At 65.0% G+C, this 22,547-nt stretch carries 22 protein-coding genes; 20 read left to right on the forward strand and 2 right to left on the reverse strand.

Translation table 11 applies throughout. The features are described from left to right. Positions 1–114: 114 nt before the first annotated feature. The 20 genes from ruvC (at position 115) to serA (ending at position 20,357) form a co-directional block, all read left to right on the forward strand. Positions 115–630 carry a crossover junction endodeoxyribonuclease RuvC gene (gene ruvC / locus F9929_RS03500; protein WP_407922197.1) on the forward strand — a complete coding sequence of 172 codons (516 nt, stop codon included), beginning with the start codon at positions 115–117 and terminating at the stop codon, positions 628–630. A 55-nt stretch (positions 631–685) separates the two neighbouring features. After that, positions 686–955 carry an AbrB/MazE/SpoVT family DNA-binding domain-containing protein gene (locus F9929_RS03505; protein ID WP_152045118.1) on the forward strand — a complete coding sequence of 90 codons (270 nt, stop codon included), beginning with the start codon at positions 686–688 and terminating at the stop codon, positions 953–955. Next, the gene (locus F9929_RS03510; RefSeq protein WP_152045119.1) at positions 933–1,358 is read left to right on the forward strand and encodes a type II toxin-antitoxin system VapC family toxin; all 426 of its coding nucleotides are present in this window, start codon (positions 933–935) and stop codon (positions 1,356–1,358) included. The genes F9929_RS03505 and F9929_RS03510 overlap by 23 nt, the downstream gene beginning before the upstream one ends. Next, complete coding sequence (gene ruvA / locus F9929_RS03515; RefSeq protein ID WP_152045120.1) at positions 1,355–1,972, forward strand: Holliday junction branch migration protein RuvA; 618 nt, start codon at positions 1,355–1,357, stop codon at positions 1,970–1,972. Before F9929_RS03510 ends, ruvA begins: the two co-directional genes overlap by 4 nt. Positions 1,973–1,982: 10 nt before the next feature. Next, a complete protein-coding gene (ruvB, locus tag F9929_RS03520; protein ID WP_152045121.1) occupies positions 1,983–3,026 on the forward strand; it encodes a Holliday junction branch migration DNA helicase RuvB in 1,044 nt (347 codons plus the stop codon). Between the two features lie 17 nt (positions 3,027–3,043). Beyond that, complete coding sequence (locus F9929_RS03525) at positions 3,044–3,961, forward strand: metallophosphoesterase (protein WP_152045122.1); 918 nt, start codon at positions 3,044–3,046, stop codon at positions 3,959–3,961. 44 nt (positions 3,962–4,005) lie between these two features. Then, complete coding sequence (locus F9929_RS03530) at positions 4,006–4,476, forward strand: YbgC/FadM family acyl-CoA thioesterase (RefSeq protein WP_152045123.1); 471 nt, start codon at positions 4,006–4,008, stop codon at positions 4,474–4,476. Between the two features lie 232 nt (positions 4,477–4,708). Further along, complete coding sequence (gene tolQ, locus F9929_RS03535; RefSeq protein ID WP_152045224.1) at positions 4,709–5,419, forward strand: protein TolQ; 711 nt, start codon at positions 4,709–4,711, stop codon at positions 5,417–5,419. A 22-nt stretch (positions 5,420–5,441) separates the two neighbouring features. Beyond that, complete coding sequence (tolR, locus tag F9929_RS03540; RefSeq protein WP_152045124.1) at positions 5,442–5,897, forward strand: protein TolR; 456 nt, start codon at positions 5,442–5,444, stop codon at positions 5,895–5,897. 10 nt (positions 5,898–5,907) lie between these two features. After that, positions 5,908–7,056, forward strand: coding sequence for a hypothetical protein (locus F9929_RS03545; RefSeq protein ID WP_152045125.1), 1,149 nt, complete (start codon positions 5,908–5,910; stop codon positions 7,054–7,056). 78 nt (positions 7,057–7,134) lie between these two features. Continuing rightward, a complete protein-coding gene (gene tolB, locus F9929_RS03550; protein WP_152045126.1) occupies positions 7,135–8,436 on the forward strand; it encodes a Tol-Pal system beta propeller repeat protein TolB in 1,302 nt (433 codons plus the stop codon). 221 nt (positions 8,437–8,657) lie between these two features. Continuing rightward, positions 8,658–9,197, forward strand: coding sequence for a peptidoglycan-associated lipoprotein Pal (pal, locus tag F9929_RS03555; RefSeq protein WP_152045127.1), 540 nt, complete (start codon positions 8,658–8,660; stop codon positions 9,195–9,197). Positions 9,198–9,416: 219 nt separating this feature from the next. After that, positions 9,417–10,388 carry a tol-pal system protein YbgF gene (ybgF, locus tag F9929_RS03560; protein ID WP_152045128.1) on the forward strand — a complete coding sequence of 324 codons (972 nt, stop codon included), beginning with the start codon at positions 9,417–9,419 and terminating at the stop codon, positions 10,386–10,388. A 13-nt stretch (positions 10,389–10,401) separates the two neighbouring features. Next, a complete protein-coding gene (tilS, locus tag F9929_RS03565; protein ID WP_193227592.1) occupies positions 10,402–11,724 on the forward strand; it encodes a tRNA lysidine(34) synthetase TilS in 1,323 nt (440 codons plus the stop codon). Between the two features lie 129 nt (positions 11,725–11,853). After that, on the forward strand, positions 11,854–13,779 hold the full coding sequence (gene ftsH / locus F9929_RS03570; RefSeq protein ID WP_152045130.1) for an ATP-dependent zinc metalloprotease FtsH: 1,926 nt from the start codon (positions 11,854–11,856) through the stop codon (positions 13,777–13,779). Positions 13,780–13,992: 213 nt separating this feature from the next. After that, positions 13,993–15,339 (forward strand): phosphoglucosamine mutase, encoded by a 1,347-nt coding sequence (gene glmM, locus F9929_RS03575; protein WP_152045131.1) that lies wholly within the window; start codon positions 13,993–13,995, stop codon positions 15,337–15,339. A gap of 107 nt (positions 15,340–15,446) precedes the next feature. Beyond that, positions 15,447–16,289, forward strand: a complete 843-nt coding sequence (locus tag F9929_RS03580) for an outer membrane protein (RefSeq protein WP_152045132.1) — start codon at positions 15,447–15,449, stop codon at positions 16,287–16,289. 202 nt (positions 16,290–16,491) lie between these two features. Further along, positions 16,492–17,310: an outer membrane protein gene (locus F9929_RS03585; RefSeq protein WP_152045133.1), complete on the forward strand. Its 819-nt coding sequence runs from the start codon at positions 16,492–16,494 to the stop codon at positions 17,308–17,310. A 146-nt stretch (positions 17,311–17,456) separates the two neighbouring features. Beyond that, complete coding sequence (locus F9929_RS03590; RefSeq protein ID WP_152045134.1) at positions 17,457–18,635, forward strand: phosphoserine transaminase; 1,179 nt, start codon at positions 17,457–17,459, stop codon at positions 18,633–18,635. A gap of 129 nt (positions 18,636–18,764) precedes the next feature. Further along, on the forward strand, positions 18,765–20,357 hold the full coding sequence (gene serA, locus F9929_RS03595; RefSeq protein ID WP_152045135.1) for a phosphoglycerate dehydrogenase: 1,593 nt from the start codon (positions 18,765–18,767) through the stop codon (positions 20,355–20,357). Between the two features lie 66 nt (positions 20,358–20,423). On the opposite strand, the gene F9929_RS03600 is transcribed toward serA, so the two are convergent. Further along, a complete protein-coding gene (locus F9929_RS03600) occupies positions 20,424–21,362 on the reverse strand; it encodes a DMT family transporter (protein WP_152045136.1) in 939 nt (312 codons plus the stop codon). A gap of 36 nt (positions 21,363–21,398) precedes the next feature. After that, positions 21,399–22,490, reverse strand: coding sequence for a GGDEF domain-containing protein (locus F9929_RS03605; protein ID WP_152045137.1), 1,092 nt, complete (start codon positions 22,488–22,490; stop codon positions 21,399–21,401). Positions 22,491–22,547: the final 57 nt, after the last annotated feature.

Below are 22,547 nucleotides of genomic sequence, written 5' to 3' on the forward strand. Positions count from 1 at the left end.
ACGTCAGGGTGAATCAAGTGTCAACCGGTCTGCGATGTTCGCATTCGTTTTCGATGCGTTCACTTTTCGTCTTCATCCTGTCCGACGATTCGGTTAAGGGCAGGAGTGAAGAATATGTTGCGGGAGGCTCCCATTCGCGTCATCGGCATCGATCCGGGCCTTCGTCGCACCGGCTGGGGCGTGGTCGAGACTTCCGGCAATTCGCTGCGCTTCCTCGCGTCCGGCACGGTGACGTCAGATGCCGAAAACGGGCTCGCCATCCGCCTTCGCGAGTTGCACGACGGTCTGTCGGCGGTGTTGCGGGCGTGGACGCCGGATGAGGCGGCCGTGGAACAGACCTTCGTCAACAAGGACGCGACGGCGACCCTGAAGCTCGGTCAGGCGAGGGGCATCGCCATGCTGGTTCCGGCGCTGGCCAACCTGCCGGTCGCCGAATACGCGCCGAACGCCGTCAAGAAGGCGGTGATCGGCGTCGGGCATGGCGAGAAGCGGCAGATCCACATGATGGTGAAGGTGCTGATGCCCAAGGCCACCTTCGACACGGACGATGCCGCCGACGCCCTCGCCATCGCCATCTGTCACACCCATCACCGCCAGTCGGCTGCGGCACGGCTGGCTTTCGCGGTGTGATGTTCTTGCACTGTTCCCCTCGGCGCGTTAGGTAATACCGAGGAGGTATTACTTCATGCGCGTCACCGAAAAGGGGCAGGTCACCATTCCGAAGCCGATCCGCGACAAACTCGGTATTTCGCCGGGAAGCGAAGTCGAGTTCGTGGAGCGCAACAGCGTCGTTGAACTCGTGCGGGTGGACGCGGCTCGGTCTGTTGAGCGCAGGAGAGCAGAACTTCTCAAGGCGCTGGAAGCGATGCGAGGCACGCTTGATCTGGGCGGGCTGACAACCGACGAGTACATGGAAGAAATCCGGGGACCGCGTGACGATCTCGACCCTCGTTGATTCGAATATCCTGATTGATATCCTGAGCGGGGGATCTGTTCCGGAGCAGCGAGACTGGTCCGAAGCGAGGTTGAGCGACGCCGCTTTGGTCGGAGTTGTCTGCTTGAGCGCTGTTGCTTGGGCCGAAATCTCGCAACCCTATCGGGACGAACGCTACCTTCAAGCCATCCTGCGCTCTTTCTCCTTCATCTACGAAGCGCTGCCGTTCTCTGCCGCTTTTCCGGCCGGCCAAGCACACAGACTCTACCGGGAGCGTGGCGGCAAGCGCGAGCGCACGCTTCCCGACTTTCTGATCGGCGCCCACGCCTCCGTCGCCGGCCATCGCCTTCTGACGCGCGACGCCGCGCGCTATCGCGCCTACTTCCCCGACCTCGACATCATCGCACCGGACAGTCACCCGTGATCGGCAAATTGAAGGGCACCGTGGACGAGATCGCCGAGGATCACGTCCTGATCGACGTTCATGGCGTCGGTTATGTCGCGTTCTGCGGCGCGCGGACCCTGCGCAATCTGCCGCCGCTGGGCGAAGCGGCGGTGCTGTTCATCGAGACGTTCCTGCGCGAGGACATGCTGCGCCTCTACGGCTTTTCGAGCGAGGTGGAGCGTGGCTGGTTCCGGCTTCTCCAGAGCGTGCAGGGGGTCGGCGCGAAGGTGGCGCTCGGTGTTCTGGGAACGCTGACGACGGCCGAACTCGCAAACGCGGTGGCGCTTCAGGACAAGGCGATGGTGGCGCGCGCGCCGGGCGTCGGGCCGAAGGTCGCTGCCCGCATCGTAGCCGAGTTGAAGGACAAGATCCCGGCCTTGTCCGGCGGCATCGACCTGCCGGCCGGGGCGCTTGCCGAGCCGGTGCGGGGCGGTGCCTCACTGCCGGTGGCCGACGCCATCTCGGCGCTCGCCAATCTCGGCTATTCGCGCGAACAGGCAGCCGGCGCAGTGGCCGCGGCGGTCAAAGAAGCGGGCGAGGACGCGGCCTCCACCACGCTCATTCGCCTCGCGCTGAAGGCCTTGAGCCGCTAGACGTGATGCCATGAGCGAACCCAACCGCCTTCTGACGCCGGAAAAGCGCGGCGAAGACATCGATACGTCGCTGCGCCCGCAACGGCTGGAGGATTTCGTCGGGCAGGCGGCTGCGCGCGCCAACCTGAAGGTCTTCGTGGAAGCGGCGCGCAATCGCGGCGAGGCGCTGGATCACACGCTCTTCGTCGGCCCGCCCGGCCTCGGCAAGACGACGCTCGCCCAGATCATGGCGAAGGAACTCGGCGTCAACTTCCGCTCCACTTCCGGCCCGGTGATCGCCAAGGCCGGAGACCTCGCCGCGCTCCTGACCAACCTCGAAGAGCGCGACGTTCTTTTCATCGACGAAATCCATCGCCTCAGCCCCGCCGTCGAGGAAATCCTCTACCCGGCGATGGAGGACTTCCAGCTCGATCTCATCATCGGCGAAGGGCCGGCGGCGCGCTCGGTGAAGATCGATCTCGCCAAGTTCACGCTGGTCGCCGCCACGACCCGTCTCGGCCTCCTGACGACGCCGCTGCGCGACCGCTTCGGCATTCCGGTGCGCCTGAACTTCTATACGGTGGAGGAACTGGAATCGATCGTGCGTCGCGGCGCGCGCATCGTCGGTCTGAATCTCGCCGAGGATGGCGCGCGCGAGATCGCCCGGCGGGCCCGCGGCACACCGCGCATCGCCGGCCGTCTTCTGCGGCGCGTGCGCGATTTCGCCGAAGTGGCTGGTGCCCCCATCGTGGATCGACGCATCGCCGACACGGCGCTGACGCGGCTCGAAGTCGATTCCATGGGGCTCGACCAGCTCGACCGGCGCTATCTCGACCTCATCGCGCTGACCTTCGGGGGAGGGCCCGTCGGCATCGAGACCATCGCCGCCGCCCTGTCGGAGCCGCGCGACGCCATCGAGGACATCGTGGAGCCCTATCTTCTCCAGCAAGGCTTCCTCCAGCGCACGCCGCGCGGCCGCGTCCTGACGCAAAACGCCTTCCGCCATCTCGGCCTTTCCGTGCCGTCGACCTATCAGGGCGTGCAGCAGAACTTCTTCGAGGACGACCGCGAGTAAGGATCGGGGATGGCGGAATGATTACGCGGCGGGGATTGTTGAAGCTTGGCGGGGGCACGGCGCTTGCGGGCCTGTCCCTGGCAACATACGCTCTCGGCTACGAGCCGCGTTTCGCCCTTGCCGTGCGGACCTATCGCCTGACGCCCCCGCGCTGGCCATCAAGGCTTCACCTTCGGGCGGCGGTGATTTCCGACATCCATGCCTGCGACCCCTGGATGCCGCTGTCCCGCATCGCGAAGATCGTGTCGGAAACGAACGCGCTCGCTCCCGACATCGTGTTTCTCACCGGCGACTATGTGGCGGGGCTTTCCAGTTTCAGAACCGGAACCATCGCTTCGCCGGAATGGGCGGCGGTTCTGGCCGGGTTGAAGGCGCCGCTCGGCGTTCACGCCATTCTCGGCAATCACGACTGGTGGGATGATCGCTCGGCGCAGCGTCGGGGTGGCGGGCCGACGATCGCGGGCGACGCGCTGGAAGCGGTCGGGATCCCGGTTCTCCACAACGAGGCCAAGCGCATCGAGACCCCGCGCGGCGCGTTCTGGCTCGCCGGGCTCGAAGATCAGCTCGCGCTTCTTTCAGGCTATGGCGGACGCCAGGGCTTTCGCGGCCTCGACGATCTCGATGCGACACTGAAGGCGGTGACGACCGACGAGCCGATCATCCTCCTCGCCCACGAGCCGGACATCTTTCCGCGTGTCTCGGCGCGCGTGTCCTTGACGCTATCCGGCCATACGCATGGTGGGCAGGTCCGCGTCTTCGGCTGGTCGCCGATGGTCCCCTCCCGCTACGGCCCCCGCTTCGCCTACGGCCATGTCGTCGAACACGGGAAACACCTGATCGTTTCGGGCGGCATCGGCTGTTCCATCGCTCCAATCCGCTTCGGAGTGACGCCGGAGATCGTGCTCGTGGAACTCGGCGAGCCGCCGGTCGCATGAGCTGTCGTCGTGACAGAGCGAGGCCGAAGCGCTAACCGATGTCGATGAGCGATCATCTTGCTGGCCGTTTGACGGAGTTCGGCCATGCCCATGCCTTCCGCATCTATTTCGAGGACACGGACTTCTCCGGCGTCGTGTACCATGCGCGCTACCTGCATTTCCTGGAGCGGGCGCGGACCGATTTTCTGCGGCTGAAAGGCATCGGCCACCGGGAACTTTCCGAAGGGCGGTTCGGCGAACCGATGGCCTTCGCCGTCCGGCACATGGACATCGACTTCCTGGCGCCGGCGCGCATCGACGACGTGGTCTGCGTCGAAACGCGCACGGTGCTTCTGGGCGGGGCGCGGGTGGTTCTGGATCAGTGCATCCTGAAGGGCGATGCCACGCTCGTGAAGGCGCGGGTGAAGATCGCCGTGATCTCACCGGAAGGCCGGCCGCGACGGATGCCGCAGGCGGTCTCAAGCATTCTCGATGCCCATCGGTCGGAAAACGACGATGGGCCAAGCACCGGATAAGGTTTGCTTAACCTTAATAGGGTTTGAATGGTCGCGAGGAATTTGCTGCGCCGCACGCCATTCTTTCGCTCCATTCGCTCTGTGAAAGACCAGACGGGCACCCGGCAAATTCAACGGTCTGAAACGGACTGCCGACGGAACAGCACTGTTCCGGCAGCCCAAGGCGAGGCGACGCTCCGATGGTGGAGGGCGCGTCCTCCATGGTTTCGAGGGGCTCGGAAGGATGAACGAGATCGCGCAAGGCGCTTTGGCGGCACCGGAAGCGTCGCATTCGCTTTGGGGCCTGTTCATGCAGGCCGGCTTCATCGTGAAGCTGGTCATGATCGGCCTTCTGGCCGCATCCGTGTGGACCTGGGCGATCATCATCGACAAGACGATGCGCTTCAGCCGCTTCCGCCGCCAGCTCAACAATTTCGAGAACAACTTCTGGTCCGGCCAGTCGCTGGAAGACCTTTACCACACGCTGTCGGACAGGAAGCCGAACGGCATGGGCGCGCTTTTCGTCGCCGCCATGCGCGAATGGAAGAAGAGCTTCGAGAAGGGCGCGCGTTCGCCGATCGGCCTTCAGTCGCGCATCGAGAAGGCGATGGACGTGACGCTCGCTCGTGAAATGGACGAGCTGGAATCGCGCCTCGGCTTTCTGGCGACCGTCGGTTCGGCCGGCCCCTTCGTGGGCCTCTTCGGCACGGTGATCGGCATCATGACCTCGTTCCAGGCAATCGCGGCGTCCAAGCAGACCAATCTCGCGGTGGTCGCTCCCGGCATCGCCGAGGCGCTGCTTGCCACCGCCATCGGACTCGTGGCCGCGATCCCGGCGGTGATCGCCTACAACAAGCTGACGGCCGATGCCGGCAAGCTGGGCTTGCGTCTCGAATCCTTCGCCGACGAGTTCTCCTCGATCCTGTCGCGGCAGATCGACGAGCGCTCGGGCGCGGCCCGCTGAACGCCTAGAGGAGACGAGCGAGATGGGAATGTCCTCGGGCGCGGCATCTTCGGGCGGCGGCTCGCGCCGCCGGCGGGGCGGGCGCCGCCGCGCGCCGGTGAGCGAGATCAACGTGACGCCGATGGTGGACGTCATGCTCTGCCTTCTCATCATCTTCATGGTGGCAGCACCCATGCTGACCGTCGGCGTGCCGCTCGACCTGCCGGAAACGGCGGCGAAGGCGTTGAACGCCGACACGCAGCCGATCGAGGTTTCCGTGCAGAAGGGCGGCAGCGTCTTTATCGGCGAAACCGAGTTCCAGCCGGAAGAGATCGTGTCGAAGCTTCAGGCCGTCGCCAAGACCGGCTACGAGGAGCGCATCTTCGTGAAGGCCGACAAGGCCGCCGACTACGGTTCCGTGATCAAGGTGATGGCGCTGATTTCGGCGGCCGGCTACAAGAATATCGGCCTCATCACCGCGCCCGAAACGACGAGCTGACGAGCCCGAAATGCGTACCGGCGTCGTCACCTCATCCGTCGTCCATGTCGCCCTCCTCACCTGGGGGCTTTGGTCGCTCGGCGCTCCCAAGGCGCTCGACGCGCAATTCGCCGAGGCGCTGCCCGTCGAAGTCATCATGTCCGACACGTTCGAGGGCGTGAAGGGCGAGAAGGACGCGCCCCTTAAGGACAAGCCCGCGCCCAAGCCCACGACGAAGCCGCAGACGCTGCCGATGGACGCCAAGAACACCGGCGACAACGAGGCCGATCTGGAAACCCCGCCGGTGCCGGACGCCAAGCCGTCGCCGGTGGAATCGAAGCCACAGCCCAAAGCCGCCGACCTGCCGCCGCCGGAAAAGAAGCCGGAGCCGAAACCCGAGCCGAAGGTCGCGGAAAAGACGCCGCCGGCCCCGACGCCCGCGCCGACCCCGCCGCAGCCGCCAAAGCCCGAGCCCGAAAAGAAGCCCGAGCCGCAGAAGCAGCCGGAGCCGCCGAAGGAAGACCCGCTCGCCGAAGCCATCGAAAAGGCTGAAAACGAAGTGAAGCCGGTGGAGAAGCCGGCCCCGAAGCCCGTGCCCAAACCCGTCGTGAAGCCCCAGCCCCCGAAGCCAGAGGTCCCCAAGACCGAAACGGCGAAGGAGGAAAAGGTGGAAACGGCGAAGAAGATGGACTCTAAGGCCAAGGACAAGCCGAAGAAGGAAGTCGCGGACAAGGCGAGCGAAGAAGGCTCGGACTTCAACGCCGACGAGATCATGGCGCAGTTGAACAAGGCCAAGCCTGCCGGCGGCGGCGCCAAGCGCTCCACCGAAACGGCCTCGCTCGGCTCCAAGGTCACGACCGGCACCAAGCTGTCGCGTTCGCAGCTCGGCGAACTCCAAGGCATGATCCAGGAGCAGATGTCGAAATGCTGGAACCCGCCCGCCGGCATCGAATCGGGCGACTCCCTGCGCGTGGCGATCCGCGTCCGCTTTACGCCGTCCGGCGAGGTCGAGGGCATGCCGGAGATCACGCAAGGGGGTGGTTCGGGATCGCAGCGCATCGCTGCCGAGGCGGCGGTTCGCGCCATCCGCCGCTGCGCGCCCTTCAACCTGCCGTCCGAAATGTATGCCGGTGGTTGGGAAGTGACGAACCTGAATTTCGACCCGAGCGAGATGTTCTGATCCGCGATCTGGGTCGCTCACCGAATTGGGATGCGCGGCTTTCGAGGTCGGCGGCTTTCCGAAAGATGGGATGAATCGATGACGAGCTTCTTCAAGGCCTTCGGCGCGGCGCTTTGCCTTTCCGTCGCCTTCGCGACGGTGGTGGCGCCCGCCCGGGCCGAGATCACGGTCGACGTCACGCGCGGCAACGTGCAGCCGCTGCCGATCGCCATTCCGACCTTCGGCGGCGGCAAGATGGCGGCGCAGATTTCCGACGTTATTGCGAACGATCTGAAAAGCACCGGGCTGTTCGCGCCGATCGACCCCTCCGCCTTTATCCAGAAGGACGTGTCGCCGGATGCCACGCCCCGCTTTCCCGACTGGACGGTGATCAACGCGCAGGCGCTCGTCACCGGCAAGCTGGCGAGCGAGGCGGACGGGCGCCTGCGCGCCGAGTTCCGCCTGTGGGACACCTTCGCCAACGGCCAGCTCGACGGCCAGCAGTTCTACGCGACGCCCGACAACTGGCGCCGCGTCGCCCACATCATCGCCGACGCGATCTACGAGCGGCTGACGGGCGAAAAGGGCTATTTCGACACGCGCGTCGTGTTCGTGTCCGAAACCGGGCCGAAGCAGAAGCGCGTGAAGCGCCTCGCCATCATGGACCAGGACGGCGCCAACGTCTCGTATCTGACGGGCGGCGACGACCTCGTCCTGACCCCGCGTTTCTCGCCGAACCGGCAGGAACTGACCTATATGTCGTTCGGCAAGGCCGAACCGCGCGTTTATCTCCTGCAACTGGAAACGGGACGCCGCGAGGTCGTCGGCAACTTCCCCGGCATGACATTCGCGCCGCGCTTCTCGCCGGACGGCACGAAGATCGCGATGAGCCTTCAGCAGGAAGGCTCGTCCAACATCTACGCCATGGACCTGCGCTCGCGCGCCACGACGCGCCTGACCTCGACCTCGGCCATCGACACCGCGCCGAGCTTTTCGCCGGACGGGAACCGCATCGTCTTCGAATCCGATCGCGGCGGGCGGCCGCAGGTCTACGTGATGGGCGCGGACGGCTCGGGCCAGAACCGCATCTCCTTCGGCCCCGGTTCCTATTCGACGCCCGTCTGGAGCCCGCGCGGCGATCTCATCGCCTTCACCAAGCAGTCCGGCGGTCAGTTCCAGATCGGCGTGATGAAGCCGGACGGATCGGGCGAGCGCATCTTGACCTCCTCGTTCCATGCGGAAGGGCCGACCTGGGCTCCGAACGGCCGCGTCCTGATGTTCTTCAAGGATTCCGGCGCCGGCCCGCAGCTTTATTCGATCGACCTCACGGGCCGAAACGAGCGACGGGTGCCGACGCCCGGCTATGCGTCCGATCCGGCCTGGTCGCCCGCGCGCGAATAAAGCCAGCGCCAAAACGTGGTTTCACTGCAACAGGGCGGGTTCGAAAGACCCCGCCTTTCGCGTTGTGGCGGCCGCCGTTCCATGCTGCCCGAGGATCGTCCCAATCGCCCGCGAGGAGTTCCCGACTGCCCCGCAAGGGCGCTCCGTCGTTTACCCTGCCTTAACGGTGAACAGGGTAAATGGTCGGTTAGAAACATTCATCGCAATCGAAGGAGAAGGCCATGAGCCGGATTGCTGTTTTGGCTCAGAGCCGCGTCGCGCTGGCCCTGGTCGCCGCACTCGCCATCGCGGGCTGCGCGAAGAAGAACGGGGGCTTGCCCGACAACGCGGCCGGTCTCGGCCTCGGCGGCGCGGGTGGTGCCGGCGGCGCCGGCGGTGCCGGATCTTCCGCGCCCGGCACGCCCGGCGATTTCACGGTCAATGTCGGCGACCGCATCTTCTTCGACACCGACTCCTCCGTGGTTCGCGCCGATGCGCAACAAACGCTCGCCTCGCAGGCCCGCTGGCTGAACCAGTACCGCCAGTACTCGATCACCGTCGAAGGCCATGCCGACGAGCGCGGCACCCGCGAATACAACCTGGCGCTCGGCGCCCGCCGCGCTTCCGCCACCCGCGAGTTCCTGGCCAGCCAGGGCGTCGCTGCCAACCGGATGCGCACGATCTCCTACGGCAAGGAACGCCCGGTCGCCGTTTGCGACGACATTTCCTGCTGGTCGCAGAATCGCCGCGCCGTCACCGTCCTCAACGGCGCCGGAAGCTGATCCGGGCCTCGCCCGACCGAACGAAATGCGAAGGGCGGTCCGGTGGGCCGCCCTTTTTCGTTCGGCGGCACGCCATCGGAGGAAAGCTTTGCGCTTTCCAACGCCTGCGGCCAAACTTATGACGAAAACGGCTCATCCAAGGTGTGAGCGAAGGCGCAAAGGATCGCGGGGCAGGGGCGGCCGTGACCTTAAGGAGCCGATAGGCAACGGGGATCGGACTTGAACAGGAATCTGGCTAGGGCCTTGCGCGTGGCGGTTTTCGGTGCGGCTTTGGCGTCGGCGGCGCTACCCGCGTCCGCGTTGAACCTTCCCTTCAATCTCGGCGGCGAGCGGCCGGCACCGGCGCGCACGGCAGCCGAGCGCCCGATCGTGATGGCGCAGATGTCGGATGCCGGTCAGCGCCTCAGCCAGCTTGAGGAAGAGAACCGCCGCTTGAACGGCAAGGTCGAGGAACTCTCCTTCCAGGTGCTCCAGATGCAGGAGCAGATGCGCAAGATGCAGGAAGACAACGATTTCCGCTTCCAGGATCTGGAAGGCCGTGGCGGCGGAGCCAAGCCCGCTTCGACGCCGCCGGCGCAAAAGCGCAGCGACGCCGCGCCTGCGCCCTCGGCCGGTGCGCCGCCCGCGCAGCAGCAGGCGGCTGCCGCCCCGCCGTCGGGCGACGAGATCGGCTCGCTGCTCGGCGAAGGCGGGCTGGACGGCAACGCGACCGGGACGCTCGGAACCCCGAGCGGTTCGGCCGGAGCCGCGCCGCCGGCCTCGCGCGCCCCGGCCGCCAATTCGGGCACGGTGGCTTCCATCAAGACCAACAATGCCGGCGAGCTCTACGGCTTAGCCTACAACTATCTGCTGGCCGGCGACTACCAACTCGCCGAAAGCTCGTTCCGCCAGTACACGCAGACCTATCCCGACGCCAAGGACGTGCCGGACGCGCGTTATTGGCTCGGCGAAAGCCAGTTCCAGCAGCAGAAGTTCACCGACGCGGCCGAGACCTTCCTGAACGCGCAGAAGGATTATCCGAAGAGCCCGAAGGCCCCCGAGATGATGCTGAAGCTCGGCATGTCGCTCGCCAAGCTCGACAACCGCGACACGGCCTGCGTCACCTTCAAGGAAGTTGCCCGACGCTACCCCCAGATGAACGCGACCGTGAAGCGCAAGCTGCAAACGGAGACGCAGTCCGCCAAGTGCTGAGGCACGGTTGGATGTGACGCTCGCCTCCGCCGGGATCGACGCCGCAGAGGGCGGTCGCCTCCTTCTTGTCAGCCTTCGCCCTCTTGCTCCCGAGCAAGGCATTATCCGCCCCGTTCTTCTCGCCGTGTCCGGCGGTCCCGATTCGCTGGCGCTTCTGGTGCTCGCGGCGGAAAATATCGATCGCTTGAGATTGGCCGGCTTTCGTCCCGTCGTCGCGACGGTGGACCATCGCCTGCGCCCTGAATCCGCCGCCGAGGCCGATTTCGTCGCGGCTGAGGCCGAGCGTCTTGCGCTTCCCCACTATGTTCTGCCTTGGCTCGGCGCGAAGCCCACCGGCAACCTTGCCGCCGCCGCCCGCGATGCGCGCTATGCTCTCCTGGCGACCTACGCCCGGCAACTCGGCGCCCCCGCGATCCTCACCGCGCATCACCAGGACGACCAGATCGAAACGCATCTTCTTGCCGGCGCGCGCGGGGCAGGGGATCGGGGGCTGGCGGGAATGCGCGATGCTCGCCGCTTGTCACCGGACCTATGGCTGTTGCGGCCCTTTCTGTCTGTCCCGGGTGCGCGGCTGAAAGCCAGCGTCGCCGAGCGCGGCCTCGTTTGCGTGGACGATCCGAGCAATCGCGACCCGCGGTTCGACCGGGCGCGACTGCGTGCCACGCTTCGGCTGGACGCCACCGAACGCCAGCGCTGCCTCGCCCGGATCGCCGCCCACGGGGAAAGGCGCACGCAAGAGGACGCCGCGCTTGGCGCCTGGTGCGCCCGGCTCCTTGAAAGTGGTGCCTTATCCTTTGACGAATGCGGCTGCGCGCGGCTCGAAGCGGCAGCGCTGCGTGCGGACGATCCTCGCCTCGCAGAACTTCTTCTCGGCTTTCTTCTTCGCGCGGTCGCGGGGGCGGACTATCCGCCATCAGCCGCCGCGGTCGTCCGGCTTGGCCAGCGGCTTCGCGCGGGCGGAAAAATCCATGCCACGCTGGGCGGCGCGGCGGTTCATGGCAACGCGATCTTCACTTTTATGCGCGAATATGGGCGGAGGGGTCTCGAAATCCTCGACATCGCAGACGGTTGCGATGCGATCTTCGACCGCCGTTTCAGGATCTTCAACCGAAACTTCGACGAGCTTCCCGTGGGTTCCCGGATCGTCGCCTTCGGTGCGCTGGGGCGCGGCAATGCCGTGACCCGAACGTTGCCGGTCGCCATCGATTCTGGCGGGCACGTCGTCGCAGTCCACCCCGCCCTGGCGCGTCCTTATCCGCGCGCTCGGCTGCTGGACGCGGCGGAAATGGTTTCCGCACGCCTTTTCAGCGACTTGGCCTCTATGCCGAAGATTTGAGTAAAGCCGGGCTTTTATCCGGCAACCAATTTGCCGCAAAACCGCCGGATGCGGTTGGCATTGCTCTTGTGCCTGCCTATCTTGCGTGCGCGCCTTCCCGGCGCTGGCGTGTGACGCCTGGGATGAGAGATGAACCAGAACTTCCGCAACTTCGCGCTTTGGGCAATCATCGCGCTTCTCTTGATTGCGCTCTTCCAGCTTTTCTCGAACGGCTCGCAGAATGCCGGCGCGAGCGAGGTTCCTTATTCGCAGTTCCTGTCCGACGTGGATTCGGGACGGGTGCGATCGGTGACGATCCAGGGGCCGCGCATCACGGGCAAGTACAACGACGCCGCGACCTCGTTCCAGACCTACTCGCCGGGCGATCCGAACATCGTTAGCCGGCTGGAAGGGAAGGGCGTCCAGATCAACGCGTCGGCGCCGTCGGATAACTCGAACCCGATCTGGTCGATGCTCCTGTCCTTCGGACCGATCCTCCTCATTCTCGGCGTCTGGATTTTCCTGATGCGCCAGATGCAGGGCGGCGCGGGCGGCAAGGCCATGGGTTTCGGCAAGTCCAAGGCCAAGCTCCTGACCGAAGCGCATGGCCGCGTCACCTTCGCTGATGTCGCCGGTGTCGACGAGGCCAAGCAGGACCTTGAAGAGATCGTCGAGTTTCTGCGCGAGCCGCAGAAGTTCCAGCGCCTCGGCGGCAAGATCCCGCGCGGCGTGCTTCTCGTCGGTCCTCCCGGCACCGGTAAGACGCTTCTGGCGCGCTCCGTCGCGGGCGAAGCCAACGTTCCCTTCTTCACGATCTCCGGTTCGGACTTCGTGGAAATGTTCGTCGGCGTCGGCGCGAGCCGCGTGCGCGACATGTTCGAGCAGGCCAAGAAGAACAGCCCCTGCATCATCTTCATCGACGAGATCGACGCCGTCGGCCGGCATCGCGGCGCGGGCCTTGGCGGCGGCAACGACGAGCGCGAGCAGACGCTAAACCAGCTTCTGGTCGAGATGGACGGGTTCGAGGCCAACGAGGGTATCATCCTCATCGCCGCGACCAACCGTCCCGACGTTCTCGATCCCGCGCTTCTGCGTCCGGGCCGCTTCGACCGTCAGGTCATGGTGCCGAACCCGGATGTCGGCGGCCGCGAGAAGATCCTGAAGGTTCACATCCGCAACGTGCCGCTCGCGCCGAATGTCGATCTGAAGACCATCGCGCGGGGCACACCGGGCTTTTCGGGCGCCGATCTGTCGAATCTCGTCAACGAGGCCGCTCTGATGGCGGCACGCCGCTCAAAGCGTCTCGTCACCATGCTCGAGTTCGAAGATGCCAAGGACAAGGTCATGATGGGCGCCGAGCGCCGGTCCATGGCCATGACCGAGGAAGAAAAGACGCTCACCGCCTATCACGAGGCCGGCCACGCCCTCGTCGGCATCCACGAGCCCTTCAACGATCCCTTGCATAAGGTCACGATCATCCCGCGCGGCCGTGCGCTGGGCGTCACGATGAACCTGCCGGAGCGCGACCGCTACGGCATGCGCAAGAACGAGATGGAAGCGCGCCTCGTCATGATCTTCGGTGGCCGAGCGGCCGAGGAGATCATCTACGGGCTCGACAACGTCACCACCGGCGCGTCCAACGACATCCAGCAGGCCACCAACATGGCCCGCGCGATGGTCATGGAATACGGCATGAGCGACAAGCTCGGCCGCCTGCGCTATCGGCAGAACCAGGAGGAAATCTTCCTCGGCCATTCCGTGTCGCAGCAGCAGAACATGAGCGAGGATACCGCGCGGCTGATCGATTCGGAAGTGCGCGGCATCGTCGAGGTCGCCGAGAACAAGGCGCGTCGCATCCTCAACGAGCACCTGGACGAGTTGCATACGCTCGCCAAGGGTCTGCTTGAATACGAAACGCTGTCGGGCGACGAGGTCCGCGACCTTCTGGCCGGTAAGACGCTGACCCGCGACATGGGCGACGACACGCCGCCCTCACGTGGGTCCACCGTGCCGAAGACCGGCTCGGTTCCGCGTCCGAAGCCGGAAGGCGGCTTCGAGCCCCAGCCTTCGGTCTGAAGCCGGACGAAAGAATTCAAAAAGGGCGGTCCTATGGGCCGCCCTTTTCGTTTGTGGTTCCAGACGGAAAATTGCCGACATGGCTTGGACTGAACAAACGAACCGAGCGCCGGATTGAATTTCCTGGCTCTTCGTGAGGTGATGACATTCTTTTTTACTTTTTCCGTAATTGTTGCGTCAGTATTCGAAGCTCGTTGAAGCTCGCGGGGGATCATGGGCAGAAAATATTTCGGCACGGACGGTATCCGGGGACGCGCCAACGCCAAGCCGATGACGGCCGATCTGGCGATGAAGGTCGGCATGGCCGCCGGCATCGCCTTTCGGCGCGGCGACTACCGCCACCGCGTCGTGATCGGCAAGGACACGCGGCTGTCCGGCTACATGCTGGAGCCCGCCCTTTGCGCGGGCTTCACCTCCGTCGGCATGGATGTCCTGATGCTCGGCCCGATTCCGACGCCGGCCGTCGCCATGCTGACGCGCTCCATGCGCGCCGATATCGGGGTGATGATTTCGGCCTCGCACAATCCCTTCGAGGATAACGGCATCAAGCTTTTCGGCCCGGACGGCTACAAGTTGTCGGACGAGATCGAGGAGGAGATCGAAAGCCTTCTGGAAGAGGACCTGTCGCGCCATCTCGCGCAAGGCGATCGGCTCGGGCGTGCCAAGCGCTACGACGACGGCGGGCGCGACCGCTATGCGGAATTTGCCAAGCGAACCCTGGTCCGCAACATGACGCTCGACGGCATGCGCGTCGTGATCGACTGCGCCAACGGCGCCGCCTACAAGGTCGCGCCGGAGGTCCTTTGGGAACTCGGCGCGGAAGTCGTGCGCCTCGGCACGGAGCCGAACGGCACCAACATCAATCTGAACTGCGGCTCCACCAGCCCAGCCGCCCTTTGCGCCAAGGTGCGCGAGATGCGAGCCGATGTCGGCATCGCCCTCGACGGCGACGCCGATCGCGTCATCATCGTGGACGAGCATGGCGAGATCGTCGACGGCGACCAGATCATGGCCGTCATCGCCGAATCCTTCGCCGAGGACGGCCGTCTGGCATCCGGCGGCATCGTCGCCACCATCATGTCCAATCTCGGCCTGGAGCGCTTCCTGGGCGACAGGGGCCTGTCGCTCGCGCGCACCAAAGTCGGCGACCGCCATGTGGTGGAGCACATGCGCCAGCACGGCTACAATGTCGGCGGCGAGCAGTCCGGCCACATCATCCTGTCGGACTACGGCACCACCGGCGACGGTCTCGTATCCGCGCTGCAGGTGCTCGGCGTCGTCGCGCGGGGCGATCGTCCCGTGTCGGAAGTCTGCCGCAAGTTCGAGCCGGTGCCCCAGGTCCTCAAGAACGTGCGCTTTTCGGGCGGCGAGCCGCTGGAGCGCGAGAAGGTGAAACTCGCCATCTCGTCGGGCCGCGACCGCCTCGGCAATGCCGGCCGTCTCGTGATCCGGCCATCGGGCACCGAGCCGCTGATCCGCGTGATGGCGGAAGGCGACGACCCGCATCTCGTCAACATGGTGGTGGACGATATCATCGGCGCGCTCAATCAGGCCGCCTGAACCGGTTAAGAACTTTCGTGCGAGCGTTAACCGCTTCTTAACCATGACCAAGCAGAATCTCCGGGAAATCGTCGGCAGAGGCCGAGTTGGATCTTTCGGAGATTGTCATGTCGCGTTCGAGGTTCCTGCCGGTTCTGGCGGTTCTCATGCTGGCGTCCGGTCCGGCCCTTGCCGCCGACCTGATCGAGGTCCCCCCGCCGGCCCCGATCGAGCCCCTCCCGGCCGCGTCCGGCTGGTATCTGCGCGGCGATGTCGGCTACACCTTCAAGTCCCGCAACGAGGGAAGCTGGAAGTTCTGGAACCCCGATCCGGTTTACCGGGGCGTGGACGACACCTTCAACTACGACGACTTCGACCTCGATGGCGGGGCGAGCTTCGGCGCGGGTGTCGGTTACCGCTTCACCGACAATTTCCGCATGGACGCGACGGTCGACTACTTCAACCCGGACTTCAAGGGCTCGACCCAGTGCCCGAGCTATGTCGCCGCGTCGCAATATGGGCAGGCAGCGCCCAACATCTCCTGCAAATATTCCGACAAGGCGGATGTCGACATCTGGACGGCGATGGCCAATGCCTATGTCGACCTGCCGGTCTTCGGGCCGCTCGTGGTTCCCTATATCGGCGCCGGCATCGGCGCGGCTTATGTCGACTACGGCAACCTTCGCAGCGAGGAATGCGGCGTGGAATGCGGCATCGCGACGAACCGGAGCTTCGATCACAAGGGTCTCGACGATTGGCGCTTCGCCGCATCGCTGATGGCCGGCGCGACCGTGGACCTCACCGGCGCTCTGAAGCTCGATGCCGGCTACAAGTACACCCATATTTCCGGCGGCGACGCCTTTGCCTATGACGCCGCCGATCAGGCGACCGGCGCCAAGGGCGCGCAGTTGAAGGACGACGGCTTCGACCTTCACACCGTGCGCGTCGGCCTGCGCTACGAGTTCCACTGATCAATCCACTCCTTCGGATTTCACCAAAGGCGCGCCCGCGAAACCGGGCGCGCCTTTGGCGTTTCGCGGCGAGGCTTGAGCGCAACGTGGTTAAAGAACAGGGTTAATCGTCGGTTAAGCTCTGCACGATAGGCTCCATCCCAGATCGAACGACCGTCGGCTTGGCCCTGCGCCGCTGCGGTCCGCTTGGGAATGGAACAGGATGACCATTGGAAAGGTGCTGATCGTCGGGGTCGCCTGCCTCGGCCTGACGGGCGTGGCGAAGGCTGCGGACATTTTCGACGCGCCGCTGGAATCGGCGCCGCTCGTTCCCGTCGAGGTCGGCTCCGGCTGGTATCTGCGCGGCGACGTTTCCTACGATTTCAAGTCCGACGTCGACGTGAAGTTCGACCGGAGCTATGTCGACACGAACGGGGTCGATTTCAGCGATCACGGTTCGGTGGGCGGCATCAGCCTGAAGGACAACGCCGATTTCGGCATCGGCTTCGGCTATCAGTTCACCGATATGCTGCGCGGCGACCTGACGGCGCATTACTGGGAAAGCAAGCTGAAGCTCTCCGGGGCTGAGTTCGGCGACACCGCCTGCTTGTCCTTCCCGGCCGGCTTCGATTGCTCATCGGAGAACAGCGAAGCCAAGACCTGGGAACTGATGGCGAACGCTTACCTCGATCTCGGCACCTTCGCCGGCTTCACGCCCTATGTCGGCGGCGGCGTCGGCGCGGCGCGCGTGAAATACACGAACTTCTCGGCGCTCGGGAACTGCTTCGACGCCAATCTCTGCAATGCCGACGCTTCCGTGGAGTTCGACGGCGCGAACGACTGGCGCTTCGCCTATGCGCTGACAGGGGGCATCAGCTACGATATCGCCCAGAACCTGAAGCTCGACGTCGGCTATCGCTACGTGAACGTCGATGGCGGCGATGTCGCGCAAACGCCGCTCAATGGCGGCACGATGTCTTTCAAGGACGACGGCTTCGACCGGCACACGATCCAGGCGGGCCTGCGCTACTCGCTGTTCTGAACGAATCGGGGCGATACGAGGCGGGGAGCGATCCCCGCCTTCTTCTTTTCGCACCGAACCATCTTGACTGCGACGACGCCCAAGGATAGCTCCCGCGATGGGACACGCCTCCCCAACGAGGCGCTTCTATCTGGAAGGATAGCTTGATGGCGACCGTATCGCGTCCGGACAAACGTCCGGCAAATCCCCAATTCTCTTCTGGCCCCTGCGCCAAGCGACCCGGCTGGTCGCTTGAGGCTTTGAGCGATGCCGCACTCGGCCGCTCGCACCGCGCCAAGCTCGGCAAGTCCAAGCTCGCCAAGGCCATCGACGACACCCGCGAAGTTCTTGGCGTCCCCGCCGACTACCGTATCGGCATCGTGCCGGCGTCCGACACGGGCGCGGTGGAGATGGCCATGTGGTCGCTGCTGGGCGAGCGCGGCGTCGACATGGTGGCCTGGGAGAGCTTCGGCGCCGGCTGGGTCACGGACGCCGTCAAACAGTTGAAGCTTTCCGACGCCCGCACCATCAAGGCAGGCTATGGCGAGATCGTGGATTTCGCCAAGGTCGATTTCGACCGCGACGTGGTGTTCACCTGGAACGGCACGACCTCGGGCGTCCGCGTGCCGAACGGCGACGCGATCCCGGCGGATCGCAAGGGCCTCACCATCTGCGACGCGACCTCGGCCGCCTTCGCGCAGGACCTTCCCTACGACAAACTCGATGTCGTGACCTTCTCCTGGCAGAAGGTGCTGGGCGGCGAGGCCGCGCACGGCATGTTGATCCTGTCGCCGCGCGCGGTGGAACGGCTTCTGTCCTATAAGCCGGCCTGGCCGCTGCCGAAGATCTTCCGCCTGACCTCCGGCGGCAAGCTGATCGAGGGCATCTTCAAGGGCGAGACCATCAACACGCCCTCCATGCTCTGCGTCGAGGACTATCTTGATGCGCTGGACTGGGCGAAGCGCATCGGCGGCTTGGCCGAGCTGAAGCGCCGCGCCGACGCCAATCTCAGCGTTATCGAGCGTTTCGTGGACGCCAATCCGTGGATCGGCTTCCTGGCCGAAGACAAGGCCATCCGCTCCAACACCTCCGTTTGCTTGACGTTTACCGACCCGGCGGTGGCCGGTGCCTCCGACGAGGTGCAGCAGGCCTTCGCCAAGGGCGTCGCGGCGCGTCTGGAGAAGGAAGGCGTCGCCCTCGATATCGGCGCTTATCGCGACGCGCCGGCGGGCCTTCGCATCTGGTGCGGCGCGACGGTCGAGACGGCGGATGTCGAGGCGCTGATGCCTTGGCTCGCTTATGCCTTCGAGGCCGAGAAGGCCGAACTCGCCACCAAGGCGGCCTGACACACCATCCGTTCCGCCTTCAAAGGCGGAAACGCAAGTGCAGCCACCCTTCCCCATGCCGGGGGAGGGAAGGCTTTCGCCTGTCCTCGCGTCCTTTTCCCTTATCAAGGCTCAACGGAGCTTCGCCCCATGGCACCTCGCGTTCTCGTTTCCGATCAGCTTTCCAAGACCGCGGTCCAGATCTTCACCGATCGCGGCGTCGCCGTCGATTATCTGCCGGACATCGGCAAGGACAAGGACAAGCTCCTGTCCGTGATCGACCAGTATGACGGCCTCGCCATCCGCTCGGCCACCAAGGTCACCGAAAAGGTGATCGAGGCGGCGACGCGGTTGAAGGTCGTCGGCCGCGCCGGCATCGGCGTCGACAATGTCGATATCCCGGCCGCCAGCCGGAAGGGCATCATCGTGATGAACACGCCCTTCGGCAATTCCATTACCACGGCCGAGCACGCCATCGCGATGATGTTCGCGGTGGCGCGCGACCTGCCGGCCGCCGATCTTTCCACCAAGGCCGGCAAGTGGGAGAAGAACCGCTTCCTCGGCGTCGAGATGACCGCCAAGACCCTCGGCATCGTCGGTTGCGGCAATATCGGCTCCATCGTCGCCTCGCGCGCCGTTGGCCTAAAGATGAAGGTCATCGCCTTCGATCCCTTCCTGTCGGCCGAGCGCGCCCTTGAGATGGGCATCGAAAAGGTGGAACTGCCCGAACTCTTCCGCCGCGCCGATTTCATCACGCTGCACACGCCGCTGACCGACAAGACGCGCGGGATCATCGACGCCAAGGCCATCGCCCAGATGAAGGACGGCGTGCGCATCGTGAACTGCGCGCGTGGTGGTCTCGTGGTCGAGGCCGATCTCTACGAGGCGCTGAAAAGCGGCAAGGTGGCGGGCGCCGGCATCGACGTGTTCGAAACCGAGCCGGCCAAGGAAAGCCCGCTGTTCACGCTCGACAACGTCGTCTGCACGCCGCATCTCGGCGCTTCCACGGAGGAAGCGCAGGAGAACGTGGCGCTGCAGGTCGCCGAGCAGATGTCGGACTATCTCGTCAACGGCGCGGTCTCCAACGCCCTCAACATGCCCTCGATCACCGCCGAGGAAGCGCCGATCCTGACGCCCTTCGTGCGGCTCGCCGAGATCCTCGGCGCCTTCGTCGGCCAGGTCACGGAGGACCCGATCAAGGAGGTCGAGATCCTCTTCGACGGCACCACCGCCGCCATGAACACCCGCGCCCTGACGAGCGCCGCCATCGCCGGCCTTCTGAAGCCGCTGGTGCAGACGGTGAACATGGTCTCCGCCCCGGTGATGGCGAAGGAGCGCGGGATCGTGATCTCGGAAGTCCGGCGCGACAAGTCCGGCGTCTTCGACGGCTATATCCGCTTGACGGTGAAGACGGAGAAGATGACGCGCTCGGTGGCGGGCACCTGCTTCTCCGACAAGAAGCCGCGCTTCATCCAGATCAAGTCCATCAATCTCGATGCCGAAGTCGGCCGCCACATGCTCTACATCACCAACCGCGACGTGCCGGGCATGATCGGCGAGATCGGCATGACGCTCGGCCGCAACAAGGTGAACATCGCCAACTTCCATCTCGGACGCGACGAGCATGGCGGCGACGCCATCGCCATCATCTATGTCGACGAACCGGTGAAGGAAACGGTGCTGGAGGACCTCCGCCGTATCGAAGGCATCGGTCAGGCGAAATACATGTCCTTCGAGGTGTGACAGGGCGCTCCGAAAGGCGGCTTCATACGAAGAAGGCGGTGCGGATCATCTCCGCGCCGCCCTTTTTCATACGCGCTCGCTTTCCTGCGGTACCGGCATCACGGCCGGCGGCTCGCGGCGCTTGCGCCCCTGCTCGGCCAGCGCGATGCCGCCGAGAACGAAGACGAGGGCCGCGATGTGGTAGAGGAACAGGTCCTCGCCGAGGATCGCCATCGCAAGGGCCGCGCCGAAGATCGGCGTCAGGTTGATGAAGAGATTGGCGCGGTTGGCTCCGATCATCTCCACGCCCTTGATGTAGAGCGTCTGGCCCGCGAGCGAGGGGCCGAGCGCGATGTAAAGGACGATCAGCCAGCCCTCGATATCCGGCCACTGCGCGGTGCCCGTGGCCTGCTCGAAGGCGAGGAAGGGCAGGGAGGCGACGAGGGCAGAAACCGACAGGACGAAGATGGTCGAGCGCCAGTGCACGGCCGGCTTCCAGCGCAGTGCCACCGTGTAGAGCCCGTAGATCACCACCGCGATCATCATCATCGCGTCGCCCCGGTTGAGATCGAGCGACAGAAGCGTTTCGAGATGGCCGTGCGCGGCCGTCACCGCGACGCCGACGAGGGTGAGCGCGAAGCCGACGATCTGGAAAAGGCTGGCCGGGGTGCGAAACAGAAGAAAGCCCGCCACGAACACGACGAGCGGCATCGCCGCCTGCTCGATCATCACGTTGATCGCCGTCGTGTGCTGGAGCGCGGCATAGAAGATCGCGTTGAACACGGTGAAGCCCGCCGCGCCCAGAACGAACAAGAGCGGCAGCGCGGGCCGGATCAGCGGCCAGTCGCGCTTCACGTCGCCCCAGGCGAAGGGCAGGAGGATGGCGGTCGCGATCAGCCAGCGCAGGGATGTGATGACCATCGGCGAAACGTGGCCGATGGCGAGGCGCCCGGCGACCGCGTTGCCGCCCCAGAAGAAGGATGTGATGGCCAGGAGAATGTAAGGATGGCCGAGAATGCGTTTCATGACAGCGCATTATCGCGTTCCGCGACGCGTCGATAGTCAGGCCGCGACCCTGTTGCGGCCTTCCATCTTGGCCCGGTAGAGCGCGGCATCGGCGCGGGAGATCGCCGCTTCCAGGTCCTCTCCCCGATGGACCATCGAGATCCCCAGACTGACCGTCGCGGAAATGAACTCTTCGCCCCAGACGATCGGATCGCGCCTCGTGGCGAGCAAGATGCGATGCGCGACCGCCGTTGTCTCGACATGGTCGGCATCGGGGAGAACCACGACGAATTCCTCGCCGCCGAGGCGAGCGATCAAGCCGGTCTGCGGCAGGCATGCCGATGTGCGATTGGCGAATTCCCTGAGAACCGCGTCGCCGCCGAGATGTCCGTAACGGTCGTTCACGCCCTTGAAGTGATCGAGATCGGCGATGACGACGCCGGCGCGCGCTTCCGCCTTGGGAAACCGGAGCGCCAAACCGGTCCGGTTCAGGACACCCGTCAGCGCGTCGCTATAAGCGAGATTCTGCATTCGCCGATAACCGCGATCCACGGACATGCCGAAGATCGAGGTGATGAGGGCGATGGAGAAAAGCTGATCGGCGAGCGGAATGGCGATATCCACGGCGGTTTGGTCGAGGATCGCGCCCGCCAACAGAACGATGAGGGCCGTGGTGAGGCACTGCGCCAGCATGGTTCCGCCGGCAAGGCGTCGATAGATCGAGGTTTCGCCCTTGAACAGAAAGACCTGGGCGATGCCGAGAAGGCTGAGAAGCCAGGAGGAAGCGAAGCCGGACAACTCGCAGATCACTGCGGGAAGGCCGGCGAGCCCCCCGCCGAGATAGATGACCGTCGGCAGAACGGGACTTGCCGCCATCCAGGGGGCCATGCTCGTTTTGCCGTCGAAATTGCGGATGCCCGCCAGGATCATCATCACCCCGGCCGTCAGCAGTCCGTATTGCAAGGCGCCGAAGATCTGGTTTGATGCAACCAGAGGCTTCAAAAGAAGCCCGACGCCGAAAACGAGGAACGCGCCTGCCCACCACGCGAAATAGCGTTCCGAGCGGCGCAAGAACCAGGCGATGCCGATGGTCACGCCGCAGGTGATGTTCACCAGGGCGTCCATGAGATGCAATGTATTGGGGTCCATGCCGTTGCTCCCCCTTCGAAGCAGCCGCCGCTGGGTGGGAATGCCTTCTAAAATGTA

The sequence above is a fragment of the Aureimonas psammosilenae genome, from assembly GCF_009176975.1.
GTDB classification, from domain to species: Bacteria; Pseudomonadota; Alphaproteobacteria; order Rhizobiales; family Rhizobiaceae; genus Plantimonas; species Plantimonas psammosilenae.